At 65.2% G+C, this 16478-nt stretch carries 12 protein-coding genes; 4 read left to right on the top strand and 8 right to left on the bottom strand.

Going from position 1 to position 16478, the window contains the following annotated elements; all coding sequences use genetic code 11:
- Positions 1 to 93: 93 nt before the first annotated feature.
- Positions 94 to 1020 (top strand): hypothetical protein, encoded by a 927-nt coding sequence (locus XH87_RS30015; RefSeq protein ID WP_271590011.1) that lies wholly within the window; start codon positions 94 to 96, stop codon positions 1018 to 1020.
- Between the two features lie 454 nt (positions 1021 to 1474).
- On the top strand, positions 1475 to 2395 hold the full coding sequence (locus tag XH87_RS30010; protein WP_271590010.1) for a hypothetical protein: 921 nt from the start codon (positions 1475 to 1477) through the stop codon (positions 2393 to 2395).
- Positions 2396 to 2551: 156 nt separating this feature from the next.
- Here XH87_RS30010 and XH87_RS30005 read toward each other — a convergent pair whose 3' ends face one another.
- Positions 2552 to 3376 carry an NAD-dependent epimerase/dehydratase family protein gene (locus XH87_RS30005; protein ID WP_271590009.1) on the bottom strand — a complete coding sequence of 275 codons (825 nt, stop codon included), beginning with the start codon at positions 3374 to 3376 and terminating at the stop codon, positions 2552 to 2554.
- A gap of 90 nt (positions 3377 to 3466) precedes the next feature.
- On the opposite strand from XH87_RS30005, the gene XH87_RS30000 reads away from it, so the two are divergent.
- Complete coding sequence (locus XH87_RS30000; protein WP_271590008.1) at positions 3467 to 4435, top strand: SMP-30/gluconolactonase/LRE family protein; 969 nt, start codon at positions 3467 to 3469, stop codon at positions 4433 to 4435.
- A gap of 195 nt (positions 4436 to 4630) precedes the next feature.
- Here XH87_RS30000 and XH87_RS29995 read toward each other — a convergent pair whose 3' ends face one another.
- Both XH87_RS29995 and XH87_RS29990 read right to left on the bottom strand, forming a co-directional pair.
- Positions 4631 to 6061 (bottom strand): aldehyde dehydrogenase family protein, encoded by a 1431-nt coding sequence (locus tag XH87_RS29995; RefSeq protein ID WP_271590007.1) that lies wholly within the window; start codon positions 6059 to 6061, stop codon positions 4631 to 4633.
- A 325-nt stretch (positions 6062 to 6386) separates the two neighbouring features.
- Positions 6387 to 8750, bottom strand: a complete 2364-nt coding sequence (locus XH87_RS29990; RefSeq protein ID WP_271590006.1) for a transketolase — start codon at positions 8748 to 8750, stop codon at positions 6387 to 6389.
- A gap of 134 nt (positions 8751 to 8884) precedes the next feature.
- Between XH87_RS29990 and XH87_RS29985 the strand changes: the two genes are divergently transcribed.
- A complete protein-coding gene (locus XH87_RS29985) occupies positions 8885 to 9346 on the top strand; it encodes an Lrp/AsnC family transcriptional regulator (RefSeq protein ID WP_035715451.1) in 462 nt (153 codons plus the stop codon).
- A gap of 3 nt (positions 9347 to 9349) precedes the next feature.
- Here XH87_RS29985 and XH87_RS29980 read toward each other — a convergent pair whose 3' ends face one another.
- The 5 genes from XH87_RS29980 to XH87_RS29960 form a co-directional block, all read right to left on the bottom strand.
- Positions 9350 to 10429: a zinc-binding dehydrogenase gene (locus tag XH87_RS29980; protein WP_271590005.1), complete on the bottom strand. Its 1080-nt coding sequence runs from the start codon at positions 10427 to 10429 to the stop codon at positions 9350 to 9352.
- A gap of 60 nt (positions 10430 to 10489) precedes the next feature.
- Positions 10490 to 11431 carry a DMT family transporter gene (locus XH87_RS29975; RefSeq protein WP_271590004.1) on the bottom strand — a complete coding sequence of 314 codons (942 nt, stop codon included), beginning with the start codon at positions 11429 to 11431 and terminating at the stop codon, positions 10490 to 10492.
- Positions 11432 to 11615: 184 nt separating this feature from the next.
- Complete coding sequence (locus XH87_RS29970; RefSeq protein ID WP_271590003.1) at positions 11616 to 12455, bottom strand: aldo/keto reductase; 840 nt, start codon at positions 12453 to 12455, stop codon at positions 11616 to 11618.
- A 45-nt stretch (positions 12456 to 12500) separates the two neighbouring features.
- The gene (locus XH87_RS29965) at positions 12501 to 13403 is read right to left on the bottom strand and encodes an SMP-30/gluconolactonase/LRE family protein (protein WP_271590912.1); all 903 of its coding nucleotides are present in this window, start codon (positions 13401 to 13403) and stop codon (positions 12501 to 12503) included.
- A gap of 367 nt (positions 13404 to 13770) precedes the next feature.
- Positions 13771 to 16476: a nitrate reductase gene (locus XH87_RS29960; RefSeq protein WP_271590002.1), complete on the bottom strand. Its 2706-nt coding sequence runs from the start codon at positions 16474 to 16476 to the stop codon at positions 13771 to 13773.
- Positions 16477 to 16478: the final 2 nt, after the last annotated feature.

Raw genomic sequence — 16478 nt, 5'->3', positions numbered from 1 at the left:
ACAACCGATTAACGACTTGTTAGAAGACTCTAGCGCAAATGGTTCTCGAAACAAATAACAACCATGCCGGGTTCCTTGACCCGGAGAAATCCCATGAATGTACCCGGTGTCCTGATCGCAGCGGCTTTCGGCGCAGCTTTTTTCGCCGTGGAGTATGTGTGGTACTATCAGCCCGAATTGATCAATCCTGACGTCCTGATCAGCGCGCTCTCCACTGAACACATGAAAGCTCGCGCAGCCGTTCGGCATGCGCTGATCGATCCAGCGACGGCCACATTCGGCGCGTTGCGTTCGGTAGAGGCCGGAGCAGCGCGGTATGTTTGCGGCGGCGTCAAGGCAAGGGACAAGTCCGGCCAGGTCATCGACGCCCCTTTCGTCTACACCGTGGCGATTGATTTTGCCCGCATCGATGATGACGGACGCATCACGCGTCAGCGTTCGGGATACAGGCCCTGCCCCACTGAGGACGACAAGGTCGCGCAACAGCGGCCTGCTCTGCCACCCGGGGCGGCGGCGGTCGTCAACACCGTTCAGAAGGTTGCTCCCGACGTACAGACCTCGATTGCGCCCGGTCTGACGGCGCCTGCGCGCTCGGCGGGCGGACCGTCGGCTGGCGGGACAATGGAGCAGCAGATCCGCGAGTTGGCCGGCCGGACCGTTCCGCCTGATGCCGCACATGGACGGGCAAATCCGCCCGCGAAGCGCGAGGCCGCCAAGGAAGGCGACTGGCGAGCCGATCGGCCTCCCACCGCCTGGCCCACATTCCCTCCGGACCACGCATTGGCGAAGCCAACCCGGAAGCGAACCCCGTCGGAAGCACTGGCCCTGGCGAAAGAGGTCGAGGACCGCTGGAAGCGGGCGGAGTCATCGGGCGACATCTCCATGCGTCCTTCAGCGGACGACATCAACGAGGCCTGCCGCGCGCTGCTCACGATCGATTCGAGAGACGCCCAATATCCAAACGCGTGGGCCGCCTTTGCACGATTGCAGAAGATAAGCCGGGCAATCGCCGGAGGTTGATTTCGATTGGCCTGACTGGCCCGGCAGACGTCCTTTCGCAGCCTCTTGCCGGCAGCACGGTCAATGCCTCCGGCCCGGCACGCCGTGGCCCACAAGCGCGCAAGGACCGCACAATCTTCCCAGCCGCTCGCGATCCGCACTGGTCTCGCATAGTCGGTGCGGCCATCTGGTCTTGCATCAATTGAGCCTGACCTGCGCGCGCCCCCCCCCCCCGGCCTCCCCAAGGCGATTTGCGCTGGGGCTCAGTCCAGCCGCGACACTTGAACGCAACTAAGAACGAGTCGCAACAATTGTATCGAGGGCAATTTCATGGAATGTCTTGCGAATGACTTGCATTTGCATACGGTCGGCGCATGCCTGAGACCTTCCGTCCATCAGCGAGTCCCGGGTTAGAGGTGAATTGTTCGTGTCTGGAATATTGAGTTTCCCGCGCGCCGTAGCGGCGGCAACGATCGTGGCCACTCAGCTGGCGAGCTGTGCCTTGGCCTTCGCCGACGACAAGCCGGGGCGCACATATGGCACGCCTCGCGGCCCGCTCAGCCACGCCGCCTCGAAGCCTGCGCAGAACCTGCCGTCAGTTCACGCGGAGATCGACACCGAGCACATTTTCGGTTTCAGCATGGGCTCCGACATCGGCAAGCCCGGCGAGATCGAGGTCGAGTTCGAGAATGTCGGCGCGTTCGGCAAGCGCTCCGGCAGCTACGCAGCCTTGGCCAATCTCAATCAGATCAAGTACACGGTCTCGGACAATTTCCGGATCGCCCCCGGATTTGCGCTGAGCGGACAGCGCATCCAAGGCGTTCCGGGACTTACCGATCATTCGGATGTCTCTTTCGGCGGCGCCGCGCTCGAACTGCGCTACAAGCTGGTCGATCGCGCCGTCGCACCCTTTGGGCTGACCCTCCACGCACAGCCCGGCTGGAGCCGGATCGACGACGCCAGCGGCATGCACATCCAGCAATATGGCGCGGAGTTTGCCGCGCTGTTCGATCGCGAGCTGGTCAAGGGCAGGCTGTTTGCGGCCTTCAACGTCTGGTACGGGACCGGCGGGACGCGCGAGATCGCGACCGATCTGTGGCGACACGATTCCGAGATGCAGTTCCAGGCGGCGCTCTCGTACGCCCTCCAGCCCGAACTCGTGCTCGGCCTCGGCGTTCGCTACGCGCGGGCCTATGACGGCGGCGCGCTCAACCGCTTCGTAGGCGATGCGGTCTTCGCCGGCCCGACCTTCTCCTACACCATCTCGAAGGAAGTCGGCATCTCCGGTACCTGGCAGATGCAGGTTGCCGGCAGCGCGATCGGCGACAGCCGCAGCCTCAACCTGGAGCAGTTCGAGCGGCACCAGGCGCTACTGCGTCTCAACCTGCATTTCTGATGTGATGGGTATCGCTACGTTCCCATCCCACGCGTTGTAGCAGCGCTTCGTCACGAGGTCATTTGCGAGTGCAGCAAAGCAGCGCCTCACCCCAACGTAAGAACGGGGCGAGGGAGCGCAGCTCCGCCGTGGCAGCTTGGGCTACGCCATCGATGACTACCGCTTGTTCCAATCAATGATGCGGCTCGGGTCGGCGTCGAACTCCATGCCGCAGAACGTGCCGCCCTGGAAATAATCGCCGACGGGATCCGGCCTGAGCTTGGCCTGCTCCGCCATCGCGTGCTCACGGAAGTCTTCGGCGCGGCCGGTCGGGCGATAGCCTAGTTCGTAGGCGCGGTGATTGTCCCACCAGGCGCGCTCGTTGAATGAGGCACCGTAGAAGATTTCGAAATGGATGTCGGGATGTTCGAGCCCGATGCGGCAGAGCTGCACCAGGTCATCGGGCTTGAGCCAGATCGCGAGCCGGCGCTGGTCGAGCGGCATGTCGCCGAAATTGCCGATGCGCAGGCAAGTCACCTTCAGGCCATGCTTGTCGGCATAGAGCGCGCCGACGGCCTCGCCGAACACCTTGCTGACGCCGTAACGGCTGTCGGGCCGCGCAGTGACGTCAGTGCCGATCTTGTGGTGGCGTGGATAGAAGCCGACCGCGTGATTGGACGAGGCGAACACCACGCGCTTGACGCCCTTGCGGTACGCGGCCTCGAACAGATTGTAGCAGCCGATAATGTTGGCCTGGAGGATATCGTTCCAGGGACCTTCGACCGAATAGCCGCCGAAATGGATGATGCCATCGACGCCCTCACAGATCGCCTCGCACTGCGCGAGATCGGCGAGGTCCGCCGCCTCGAACTTTTCGTTTGCGTCGAGATCGGCTGGCGGCTTGATATCGGAGAGCAGCAGGTCCGGATAGATCGGCGGCAGCAGTTTGCGCAGGCGCGTTCCGATTCCGCCCGAAGCTCCCGTCATCAAGATGCGCGGCATGTCTTTCCCCGTCGATTGCGCCGATTTGCGGCCATGGATATCTGATGCTAGCAGACTTGGACAGAGGGAACGCAACGACGAGAACCGCACATGAACGATGCATCGTCCCATGATCAAGGCTGGCGGCCGGCGACCTATTACCCCGATCCAGCGATAAAGGTGCTCGATCCCCGCTTCGAAAAATACTGGCTGAAACTTTCCGCGGTGGAGCGGCTGACGACCGGCCTGCGCTGGGCCGAGGGTCCGGTGTGGTTCGGCGACGGACGCTATCTGCTCTGCAGCGATATTCCGAACCAGCGCATCCTCAAATGGGAGGAAGAGACCGGCACCGTCAGCGTGTTCCGCAAGCCCTCGAATTTCGCCAACGGCAATACGCGCGACCGGCAGGGACGGCTGATCACCTGCGAGCACGGCGGGCGGCGCGTCGTTCGCACCGAGTATGACGGCAGCATCACCGTGCTGATGGACTCGTTCGACGACAAGCGGCTGAACTCGCCGAACGACGTCGTGGTGAAGTCCGACGGCTCGATCTGGTTCACCGATCCGACCTTTGGGCTGCTCGGCAACTACGAGGGCTACACGGCAGAACCCGAGATCGAGCCGAACGTCTACCGGCTCGATCCCGCGACCGGCAAGGCAACCATCGTCGCCGAAGGCGTGCTGGGTCCGAACGGGCTGTGCTTCTCGCCGGACGAGAGAATCCTCTACGTGGTGGAGTCGCGCGGCGTGCCGAACCGCAAGATCCTCGCCTATGATGTTTCGGCCGACGGCGCCACGATTTCCAACAAGCGCATCCACATCGATGCAGGTCCGGGCACGCCTGACGGCATGCGCTGCGACATCGACGGCAATCTCTGGTGCGGCTGGGGCATGGGCGATCCCGAGCTCGACGGCGTCGTGGTGTTCGCGCCCGACGGCGTCATGATCGGCCGCATCGCCCTGCCCGAACGCTGCGCCAATCTCTGCTTCGGCGGCCCCAAGCGCAACCGCCTGTTCATGGCGGCGAGCCAGTCGATCTACGCGCTGTATGTGAACACGCAGGGCGCGGTGGGGGGATAGCAGGTCTCTCTCCGGCGTCATTCCGGGGCGCGCCTCTTCGGCGCGAGCCCGGAATCCATCTGGCCGCGGAGTTGGTGGGTGAATGGATTCCGGGCTCGTCGCTGCGCGACGCCCCGGAATGACGAGAGAGATAGACAACGAAAAACGCCGGAGCGGTTGCCCGCTCCGGCGTTTCGTTTGTTCAGGCGTGAAGACTTACGCTGCGTTGAAGCCCGCGACGGCCTTCACTTCGAGGAAGTCCTCGAGGCCGAATTTGCCCCACTCGCGGCCGTTGCCGGACTGCTTGTAGCCGCCGAACGGCGCGGTGCGGTCGTTGGGCACGCCCTGCAGGTTGACGTTGCCGGCGCGGATCTGGCGGCCGACGCGCTTGGCATCCTCGACCGTCGCACCGGTGACATACCCCGCCAGGCCATAGGGCGTGTCGTTGGCGATCTGCACCGCGTCGGCTTCGTCCTTGGCACCGATGATGGTCAGCACCGGTCCGAAGATCTCTTCGCGGGCGATCGTCATGTCGGGCGTGACATCGGCGAAGATGGTCGGACGGACATAGAAGCCCTTGTTGACGCCTTCGGGCAGGCCCGGGCCGCCAGCGACGAGGGTAGCGCCCTCGTCGATGCCCTTCTTGATCAGCCCCTGGATCTTGTCCCACTGGCCGCGGTTGACCACCGGGCCGATGGTGGTGCCTTCGGCGCGGGGATCGCCCGCCTTGGTCTTGTCGGCGACGGCCTTCGCGATCGCGGCGACTTCCTTCATCTTGGACAGCGGCACGATCATGCGCGAGGGCGCGTTGCAAGACTGGCCGGAGTTGTTGAACATGTGCATCACGCCGCCGGTCACCGCCTTCTGGAGGTCGGCACCCTCGAGGATGACATTCGGCGACTTGCCGCCGAGCTCCTGGCTGACGCGCTTCACGGTGGGAGCTGCGCGCTTCGCCACATCGATGCCGGCGCGGGTCGAGCCGGTGAAGGAGATCATGTCGATATCGGGGTGCTCGCTCATGGCGGCGCCGACCTCGGGGCCGAGACCGTTGACGAGGTTGAACACGCCCTTGGGCACGCCGGCTTCATGGAGGATTTCAGCGAAGATCAGCGCCGAGGTCGGGGTGAACTCGCTGGGCTTCAGGATCATGGTGCAGCCGGCGGCGAGCGCGGGCGCGACCTTGCAGGCGATCTGGTTGAGCGGCCAGTTCCAGGGCGTGATCATGCCGACCACGCCGATCGGCTCGCGCAGCACCATGGCGGTGCCGACCGGTTCCTCGAAATGATAGTTCTTGAGCACGTCGAGCGTGGTCATGAGATGGCCGAGGCCGGCGCCGGCCTGCAGCTTCTCCGCCATCGGCAGCGGTGCGCCCATCTCGTCGGAGACGGCAGCGCCGATCTCCTTGAGACGGCCCTTGTAGACCTCGATGATCTTGGTGAGCAGCGCGACGCGCTCCTCGCGGCTGGTCTGGGAGAAGGTCGCGAAGGCGCGCTTGGCGGCGGCAACCGCCTTGTCCACGTCGGCCTTGGAGCCCAGCGCAACCTCGTACATCGCCTCTTCCGTCGCAGGATTGACCACGGCGGTGGACTTCTTGACGGCGGGATCGACCCAGGCGCCGTCGATGTAGAATTGCATGCGATTGACCATCGTTAACCTCTTCTTGGGGGCATGGTGGGGGCGTTTCGGCAGGCATCCTTGCACGAAAGCGCCGGCAGTTGAACCCGCCATATGCGGGGCCAGCGTTGCGGCGGACGCGCGGAATATGGGACGCGATTTGAAGCGAGGCAAGCGGACTGGGTCCCGGCTCTGCGTGGCGACATTTCATGTCGCGCCGCGTCCGGGACACGAGATTAGAACGATTGCAAACACTCTCGTGCCCCGGACGCAGCGCAGCGCTTCCCCGGCGATGCGAAGCATCGTCCGCCGCAGCGGTGCGCTGCTGAGCCGGGGCCCATGCGCCAGGTTACTTCCACTACACCGCCATCTTCCGATGCAGCACCGGCGCGCCGGTAGTGAGGCTCTCCGCCGCATCGATGATCGCGTTGGCATCGATGCCGTAGTGCCGATAAAGGTCGGCGATGCTGCCGGTCTGACCGAACTGCTCGACGCCGAGCGCCTCGACGCAATGGCCGCGGACGCTGCCGAGCCAGCCGAGCGCGGACGGATGGCCGTCGATCACGGTCACGATGCCGCAGTCGCGCGGCAGCGGCGCCAGCAGCTTTTCGATGTGGCTGAGATGCTGCACGCCGCGGCGGTCGCGCCGCAGTTTTCGCGCGGCGGTCCAGCCTGCGTGGAGGCGATCCGCGGAGGTGATCGCGAGCAGGCCGATATCGCGGCGGCTCTCGCCGATGAAGCCTGTGGCCTCGATCGCCTCGGGCGCGACCGCGCCGGTATAGGCGATCACGACCTCGGCATTCGGCCCCGGCCTGCGCAGCCAATAAGCGCCGTCGGTGATGCCCTGCCTCAGCTCCGGCGTCATGATCCGCTGCGCCTGCTCGATGCTGCGCGTGGAGAGGCGCAAGTAAACGGAACCTCCCTCGCCCGGATCGCGCTGCATGTGCTCAAAGCCGAAACCCATGATCACGGCGAGCTCGTCGACGAAGGCCGGCTCGAACGAGGCGAGCCCGTCTTGCGCCATGCCGATCAAGGGCGTTGCAATCGACTGGTGCGCGCCGCCCTCGGGCGCGAGCGTGATGCCGGACGGCGTCGCCGCCACCATGAAGCGGGCATCCTGGTAGCAGGCATAGTTCAGCGCATCGAGCCCGCGCTCGATGAAGGGATCATAGAGCGTGCCGATCGGCAGCAGCCGCTCGCCGTTGATCTGGTGCGACAGGCCGAGCGCGGAGAGCATGATGAACAGGTTCATCTCGGCAATGCCGAGCTCGAGATGCTGGCCTTTCGGCGAAGCGTCCCAATTGTAGGTCGACGGAATTTTCTCGCTGCGGAATAAATCCGCCTTCTCGGCGCGGGCGAACAGGCCACGGCGGTTGACCCAGGGGCCGAGATTGGTCGAGACGGTGACATCGGGCGAGGTCGTCACGATGCGTTTTGCGAGCTCGCTGTCGCTGCGCGCGATCTCGTTGAGCACGAGGCCAAAGCCCTGCTGGGTCGATATCTGCGGCGACGGCTTGAAGGCGAGCTGCTGGGACACCTCGATGACGGGAGCCGTCAGCCGGCGGCCGTCCTGGTTGAAGGGCACCCGCGCGAGGAACGCTTCGAGTTCGGCCGCATCCTGCGTCAGGCCTTCGAACTTGTCCCATTCGTGTCCGGGCCGGATGTTCTGGCTGTCGCGGTACTTCTCCATCTGCGCGACCGTCATCAGGCCGGCGTGGTTGTCCTTGTGACCCTGGAACGGCAGGCCTACGCCCTTGATGGTGTAGGCGATGAAGCAGACCGGGCGATCGTGATCGATGGAGTCGAACGCCTCCAGCATGCTCGCCATGTCGTGGCCGCCGAGATTCGACATCAGCGCGAGCAGATCCTCGTCGCTGCGCTTGTCGATCAGCTTCGTGATCGGGCCCTGGTCGCCGATCTCGTCGTGCAGATGCTTGCGGAAGGCCGCGCCGCCCTGGAAGCACAGCGCCGCATAGAGCGCATTCGGGCAGTTGTCGATCCAGCGCTTCAAGGCTTCGCCGCCGGGTTCGGCAAAGGCTTCGCGCATCAGGCGGCCGTATTTCACGATCACCACGTCCCAGCCGAAATTGCGGAACATGGTCTCGAACTTTTCCCAGAGCCCCTCGCGAACGACGGCATCGAGCGACTGCCGGTTGTAGTCGACCACCCACCAGGTGTTGCGCAGGCCGTGCTTCCAGCCCTCTGCCAGAGCCTCGAAAATGTTGCCCTCGTCCATCTCGGCGTCGCCGACGAGCGCAATCATCCGCCCTTCGCGGCGGTCCTTCATCCAGCCATGCGCCTTGACGTAGTCCTGCACCAGCGAAGAGAACAGCGTCTGCGCGACGCCGAGACCGACCGAGCCGGTGGAGAAATCGACGTCGTCGACGTCCTTGGTGCGTGATGGATAGGACTGCGCGCCCTTGAAGCCGCGAAAGTTCTCCAGCTTCTCGCGGCTCTGGCGGCCGAACAGATACTGGATGGCGTGGAACACCGGGCTCGCATGCGGCTTCACCGCGACGCGGTCCTCGGGGCGCAGCACGTGGAAATACAGCGCCGACATGATGGTCGCGAGCGAGGCGGACGAGGCCTGATGGCCGCCGACCTTGAGCCCGTCCACATTGGCGCGGATATGGTTGGCGTGGTGGATGGTCCAGGACGACAGCCACAGCGCCTTGCGGCTGAGGGCGGTCAATGTGTCGAGGCGGGCGGAATCAACGGGCATGGCAATGCTCCCGGAAACAGGTCGGCCGATGATACGCCCGGGAGGAGCGCCAGACTTCTCAATTTTTCGCGCCATACCCACTCGTCTTGGGATATTTTACCAATGGATCGCGACAAATCCCAGGTTTTATCCCAATGCCCGAACTCGATGCCATTGACCGAAAAATCCTCGCGCTGCTCCAGACCGACAGCCGCATGACCATGCAGGAGCTCGCCGACAAGGTCGGGCTCTCGGTCTCGCCCTGCCACCGGCGCGTCAAGCTCCTGGAGGAGCGCGGCGTCATCTCGCGCTATATCGCGACCGTGGACCAGAAGGCGCTGGGGCTGCATGTCAGCGTCTTCATCTCGATCAAGCTGGCGCGGCAGAAGGAGGAGGACCTCAACCGCTTCGCCCGCGCGATCTCGAAATGGGACGAGGTGCTGGAATGCTATCTGATGACCGGCAATCGCGACTATCTGCTCCGCGTCGTCGCCGCCGACCTCGCCTCCTACGAGACGTTCCTCAAGACCAAGCTGACCCGCCTCGACGGCATCGCCTCGATCGAGTCGAGCTTTGCGCTGAGCCAGGTGAAGTATTCGATCGCGCTGCCGGTGTAGGGGTCACCGCCACGGCTGCACGATGATCTTGGTATGGGCCTCGGGATTGGCGAGATCGGCGAACGCCCTGGCGACGCCGTCGAGGCCGACGTCGGCCGTCACCATCGCGGCGGCATCCACCTGCCCGTCCGCGATCAGGCGCAGCGAGGTTGCGAATTCGTCCGGCGTGTAGCCGAGCACGTACTGGACGTTGAGCTCCTTCATGATGCCGAGCATCGGCTCGCTCCGATCGGTCTCCATGCAGACGCCGACCACGACGATCCTGGCATCGCGCGGCGCGCCTTCGAACACCTGCTGCAACAGGCCGGGCACGCCGACGCATTCGAGGATCAGCGCAGGTTTAAGCGCCGGCAGCATCGCCTGGAACGGCGGCCGCGCGGCCTTCTCGGCGTCCGACATCTGCGCGTGCTCGGCCCAGGTCGCATAGGGTTGCGACAGCCTGGGATCGACCACGACGTCCGCGCCGAGCTTTACGGCGAGCGCGCGGCGGGCCGGCGAATAGTCCGCGGCGACGATCGGATGCACGCCCCTGAGCTTCAGCGCGGCGATCACCGCGAGACCGACCGGGCCGCAGCCGATCACCAGCGGCACCTCGCCGCCGCTTATGTGGGCCTTGGCGACGGCGTGGACGCCGACCGCCAGCGGCTCGGTGAGCGCGGCATGCTCCGGCGCAAGACCGTTGGGCACCTCGAGCAGCAGAGGCTCGCTGAGCAGCATCGCCTCGGCGTAGCCGCCGATATTGTCGTTGGAATAGCCGATGCCCTCGATACCTTGCGGCGTCAACAGCGCCGGCAGCGAGCAGACGCGGGTGCCGGGCTTGAGCTTGCGCGCGGTGCCGGGGCCGTAGTCCACGACCTCGCAGCAGAACTCGTGGCCGAACACGACGTCGCGGCTGAGGTCCATCGGCTTGCGCCCGACCTTCCGCGCCATCTCCACCATGCGATGGGCGTGCTGGCGCGCGTGCAGGTCGGAGCCGCAGATGCCACAGGCGAGCGTCCTGACCAGCACCTGGCCGGGGCCCGGCTTCGGCTCGACGATCCGGTCGACGACGATCTCTCCGTTCCTGAAAATCGCGGCCCGCATCCGGCTCCTCCCGCATTGTCTGGAGCGCTGATACCACGACGCCCAAGGGGCGAACTTGCGTCAGGCGTTCGGGGAACGCTCCTCCAGCACCAGGAGCTGGGCGCGGCGGACACGTTCGCGATGGGCGATATAGAGGCCGCTGGCGACGATGAAGGCCGCGCCGGTGATGGTCCAGACGTCGGGCACTTCGCCGAAGATGAAGAAGCCCAAAATGCTGACCCAGAGCAGCTGCGTGTAGGAGAACGGCGCCAGCACCGAAGCATCGCCGTAGCGATAGGCGAGTACGACGATCCACTGACCCGCGGTCGAGGCGACGCCGATGAAGATGCCGAGCGCGACCGCGGTCCAGGATGGCGTGACCCAGACGAACGGCACCAGCGCGGTCAGGATCGCAAGCCCCGTCACCGAGGAATATGCCATGGTGGTGACGACGGCTTCCCGCCCGCTCATCATGCGCGTCAGGATCAAGGTGCCGGCCCAGCATGCCGCCGAGACCAACGGAAAGAATGCGGCGGGGTGAAACGCGCTGGTGCCCGGGCGCAGGATGATCAGCACACCGATAAGGCCGAGCGCGATCGCGAGCCAGCGGCGCATGCCGACCTTCTCGCCCAGGAAGACGATCGAGAGCGCGGTGACGAACAGCGGCGCGACGAAGCCGGTGGCGGATGCCTCCGCGATCGGCAGGAAGCCGAGGCCCGTGATGAAGAACAGCGAGGAGCCGAGCAGCGCCGCACCGCGCATCACGTGCAGGCCGGGACGCTTGGTGCGCATCGCATAAATCGGCGAGGCGGGCAGCATCACCGGCGTAAACAGCAGCGTGAAGGTGAGGAAGCGGATCCAGGTGATTTCGATCGAGGGCAGGCTGGTCGACAGATATTTCGCGGTGACGTCGGAGCAGCCGAGGAACACCGTCGAGAGCAGGATCAGTGCGATGCCTTTGAACGGATGATCGACGCGCGCCGGTGCGCGGCGGCCGACATGCTTCCTCTCGGGCATGGACATGGAAATACTGTCGAGCCTTGCGGCTGCGGCTGGCGGCGGGGTCACGGCTTGAACTCGGGAAAAATGCGAATCGAGCGCCATAAAAAACGACAAACGCGCCCCGTTCACAACTTCCGAAAACAGGATGCCGATATGCGCGAGCCGCCGCGCGCGTCAATGCTCCGTTAATATTGCCCGTTGTGCACTACAGCATGGGCAGGCTGTGCGGCTTCGGTCCGCGCGGAAACGCCGTATCAAGCGCGGCAATCTCGTCTTTCGTCAGCACGAGATCGCCTGCAGCGGCATTTTCGCCGGCATGTTCCGCCGACGAGGCCTTCGGAATCGCAAACACCGTAGTCGCACGGGTAAGGAAGCTCAGCGCGACCTGGCGCGGTGTCGCGCGCCGCGCCTCCGCAATGCGCGCCAGCACGGCGCCGCCCTTGCTGTTGCTCGCCGGGAAATCATCGTGACCGAACGGGGAATAGGCAACGACGGCGACACCGTGCCGCTCGCACCACGGGATCACCGCATGCTCGATCGCGCGCTCCTTCAGATGATAGAGCACCTGGTTGCAGGCGATGCGGCCTTCCCCGGCGACCTCGAGAATCTCGTCGAGATCGTCAGCATCGAAATTGGAGACGCCCCAGGACTTGATCTTGCCTGATTTCACCAGCTCCTCGAACGCAGCGACGGTGTCCTCCAGTGCATAGGAGCCACGCCAGTGCAGGAGATAACAGTCGAGCCGGTCGGTCTTGAGTCGCTTCAGCGAGCGCTCGCACGCCGCGACGGTGCCTCGGCGCGAGGCGTTGCTCGGCAGCACTTTTGAAACGAGGAACACCTCATCGCGCCGGCCTGCAATCGCATCCGCGATGACGGGCTCGGCATCGCCATACATTTCGGCAGTGTCGATGTGGGTCATGCCGAGATCGATCCCGCGCCGGAGCGCCGCGATCGCGCGCTTGCGGTCGCCGTGATCGAGATACCAGGTACCCTGCCCGATCACGGAGACGTTGGCGCCGGTCTGGCCGAAGGGGTTCGTGTTCATGTTCGCTCCGCTATCGCTCTTCCGCTCAGGCAACCGCGACCAGGCTCAAGAGTTCAATCCGCCGATGTCGGCGACCAGCACGCTGCCGGTCGCCGACTCCGTGATATAGAGCCTGTCTTTCCTCGCGCCACCGATCGCGACGTTGGTGCAGTTCGGTCCCGCGCAGGATTTGATCCGCGCGATCAGTTCGCCGTTCGGCGCGAACACGAAGACGTGGCCGAGCGAGGCATGACCGACGAACAGGCGGCCCTTGGCATCCATGGTCATGCCGTCAGGACCGCTCGTGCCGAACAGCGAGCAGAAGCGGCCGACCTTGGACACGCTGCCGTCCTTCATGAACGGCAACCGCCACACCGCATTGTCGCGCGTCATCGCGACGAACAGCACGGTCTCGGTCGGGTCGAGCACGAGGCCGTTCGGGCTGATGCCGGTGTCGATCAGGCAATCGAGCCGGCCATTCGATGCGAGGCGATAGACCCGGCCGCTGGGATCATGCAGGCCGGTCTGGCCCTGATCGGTGAAATAGATGTCACCGTTGGAGGCGAGATGCAGGTCGTTGCAGCCGCGAAACGATTCCGAATTGCGCGCGGTCAGCACCGGCTTGACGCGGCCGGCTTTGGCATCGAGCTCCATGATGCCGTGCATGTAGTCGGCCACCAAGATGCCGCCGTCGGATGCGATCTTCAGCCCGTTCGGCCAGCCCTCATATTCGGCGACCTGCGACCACTCGCCGTCAGGCGCAATGCGGAAAATGCGGCCGAACGGGATGTCGACGATGTAGAGATTGCCATCCTTGTCGAATGACGGGCCTTCGATGAAGCTGTCGGTGGCGATGCCCGGCCGGTTGGCGTCGGCCCAATCCGTCCGCACGCCCTTGCGGCGGAACTTGTCGGGCATGGCGGAGAAGACTTTTGTCTCGATCAGGCGGGGCGGCGTTTCCAGATACATCATTGCTTTTTACGGGTGCTAATAGGGAGGCCGCGACACCATAAGGCGCAATCGGCGACGCGTCGATTGGGGCGCGGGGCATGGCTGCGTACCAGCCCATACCACTCTCGTGTCCCGGACGCGCTGCAACGCGCAAGCGCTGCGGCGCAGAGCCGGGACCCAGGAAGCCCCGCAACCCGGTGCACCATGGGCCCCGGCTCTGCAGCGCACCGTCGAAGAGACGACGCGCTGCGTCCGGGGCACGAGACCGCAGCGTTAGCCCACGCTTGCATCCAAGCCGTCATTGCGAGCGTAGCGAAGCAATCCAGATTCCCTCAGCGGAAAGACTGCTTCGCTGCGCTCGCAATGACGATGGAGAGAGCCAGCCCTACCCCGCCGCGCCAGCGACCTTCGCCTGCTTCGCCGGCGCCACCTCGGTCGTCGCGATCAACCGCTTCAGCTCGGGGATGCAGGAGCCGCAATTGGTGCCGGCCTTCAGCTTGGCGCCGATCTCGGCGGCGGTGCGCGCGCCAGTGGCAATGGTGTCGCAGATGGTGCCGCGGCCGACGCCGAAGCAGGCGCAGACGATCGGGCCGGTCGAATCGGCGCCCTCTATCGACTTGCCGGACAGCAGCATCCGACGCTGCTCGTCGCCAACGTGATCGGCAGCGAATGCGCTTTTCACCACCTCCCAATCGCCGGCGTCGTGCGCGGGTCCGACGAACAGGCAGGTCTCGATGCGGTCGCCTGCGAACGAGGCGGCGCGATAGACCCCGCCGCCGAAGTCGCGGTACTCGGCAACGTCCTCGCCCGCGACGCTCTCGAGCCACGCGGGCCAGCGCGACAGATCGGCGTTGTCCGCGAAGAGATAACCGAAGCCGCCGGCGACCGTGACGCGGGTCCACAACAGGTTCTGCGGCAGGTCGATCTGCTTTCGCGACAACGCGAAGCCGCGGAACACGAATTCATACGGCGCGATCGCGGCCGGCGTCGCCTTCGCCTCTGGCTGGCCCGAGAACGGATCGGTGAAGGACTGCACCAGCGCGCCGACGCGGCCGTGCGAGGTGTTCATCGCGCTCCAGTGGATCGGCACGAACAGGGTGCCGCGCTGCTGCCGTTCGCTGACGACGGCCTTCAGGATGCACTTGCCGTAATCGGTGGTGATGCGGGCATAGCTGTCATGGGCGACGCCGTATTTGCTGGCGTCGGCGGGATGAATCTCGACGAAGGGCTCGGGCAGATGCGCGCCCAGCCGCTGGCTCAGACCCGTGCGTGTCATGGTGTGCCACTGGTCACGGATACGCCCGGTGTTGAGCCGCAAGGGGCGCGACGGACCGGTCTCGCCGCGCAGCGCCGGCACCTCCGGCGCAACGAAGCGGCCCTTGCCGTCATTGGTGAAGAAGCCGCCTTGCGCAAAGAAGCGCTCGCCAGGCATCCCGCCTTCCGGCATCGGCCACTGCACCGGCTTCAACGCGTCGAACGCCTCGTCGGACAGCGAGGTCAGCGCGCCGATGTCGAAATCACGGCTGCCGTCGTTCTCGAAGGCGGAGAGCGCGGCGTGCTCGCGGAAGATATCGGCGGCGGATCTGTAATTGAAGCTGTCACCGAAGCCGAGGCGCTTTGCGGTCTCGCTCAGGATCCACCAATCGGGGCGCGCCTCGCCCGGCGCCGGCAGGAACGAGCGCTGGCGCGAGATGCGCCGCTCGGAATTGGTCACCGTGCCCGACTTCTCGCCCCAGGCGAGAGCCGGCAGCAGCACATGCGGGCCCGCCTCGACCGTGTCGTTGGAGAGCACGTTCTCGGAGACCACGAACAGTTCGAGCTTCTTCAGGGCATCGCGAACCAAGTCCGCGTCGGGCAGCGACACTGCGGGATTGGTGCCCATCACCCACAGCGCCTTGACCTCGCCGCGGTTGATGGCCTCGAACAGCTGCACCGCCTTCAGCCCCTCATGGGTGGCGATGCGCGGCGCCTTCCAGAACCGCCTGACACGGTCGATGTCGGGCGGCGTGAAACCCATATGGGCGGCGAGCATATTGGCGAGGCCGCCGACCTCGCGGCCGCCCATCGCGTTGGGCTGGCCGGTGAGCGAGAACGGCGAGGCACCGGGCTTGCCGATGCGCCCGGTGGCGAGATGGCAGTTCAGGATCGCGTTGACCTTGTCGGTGCCCTGCGCCGACTGGTTGACCCCTTGCGAATAGAGCGTGACCACGCGCGTCGTGTCGCGGAACATCTTGAAGAAGCTGGCGACGTCCTGCTCGGACAGGCCCGTGGCAAGCGCGGTTGCACCGACGCTACCAGCGATGCTGCGCGCGCGCGCCAGCGCGTCGTCGAAGCCCGACGTGTTCCGCGCGATATAATCCTGATCCAGCGCGCCGTTGTCGGCGAGGTGGACGAACAGGCCGGAGAACAGCGCGGTGTCGGTGCCGGGCCTGAGCCCCAGGAAAAGATCGACGTCATCAGCGGTGTCGGTGCGGCGCGGGTCGATCACGATCATCCGCGCGCCCCGCTCCTGCCGGTTCTTCAGCATGCGCTGGAACAGCACCGGGTGACACCAGGCCGCGTTCGAGCCGACGAAGACGAGCAAATCGGCCTGGTCGAGATCCTCGTAGCAGCCGGGCACGGTGTCGGCGCCGAAGGCGCGGCGATGGCCGACAACCGACGACGACATGCAGAGCCGCGAATTGGTATCGACGTTCGCCGTGCCGACAAAACCCTTCATCAGCTTGTTGGCGACGTAATAGTCCTCGGTGAGGAGCTGGCCGGAGAGATAGAACGCGACCGCATCGGCGCCGTCGCGCGCCACGATGTGCTGCATGCGATGGGCGACATGGTCCAGCGCATCGCTCCAAGCGACGCGCTCCAGCACGCCCTTGCAGCGGATCATCGGGTAGAGCAGACGGCCTTCCAGGCCCACGGTCTCGCCGAGCGCGGAGCCTTTCGAGCACAGCCGGCCGAAATTGGCGGGATGATCTGGGTCGCCGGCGATCGCAGCCCCGCCCCCGCCGTCGGGCGTCGCCAGCACGCCGCAGCCGACGCCGCAATAGGGACAGGTCGTCTTGGTGGTACGGAGGTTTGGATCGATCGCCGTCATTA

The sequence above is a fragment of the Bradyrhizobium sp. CCBAU 53415 genome, from assembly GCF_028128735.1.
Lineage (GTDB): Bacteria > Pseudomonadota > Alphaproteobacteria > Rhizobiales > Xanthobacteraceae > Bradyrhizobium.
Note: the sequence above shows the minus strand (reverse complement) of the source record. Positions and strands in the feature narration are given on the sequence as shown.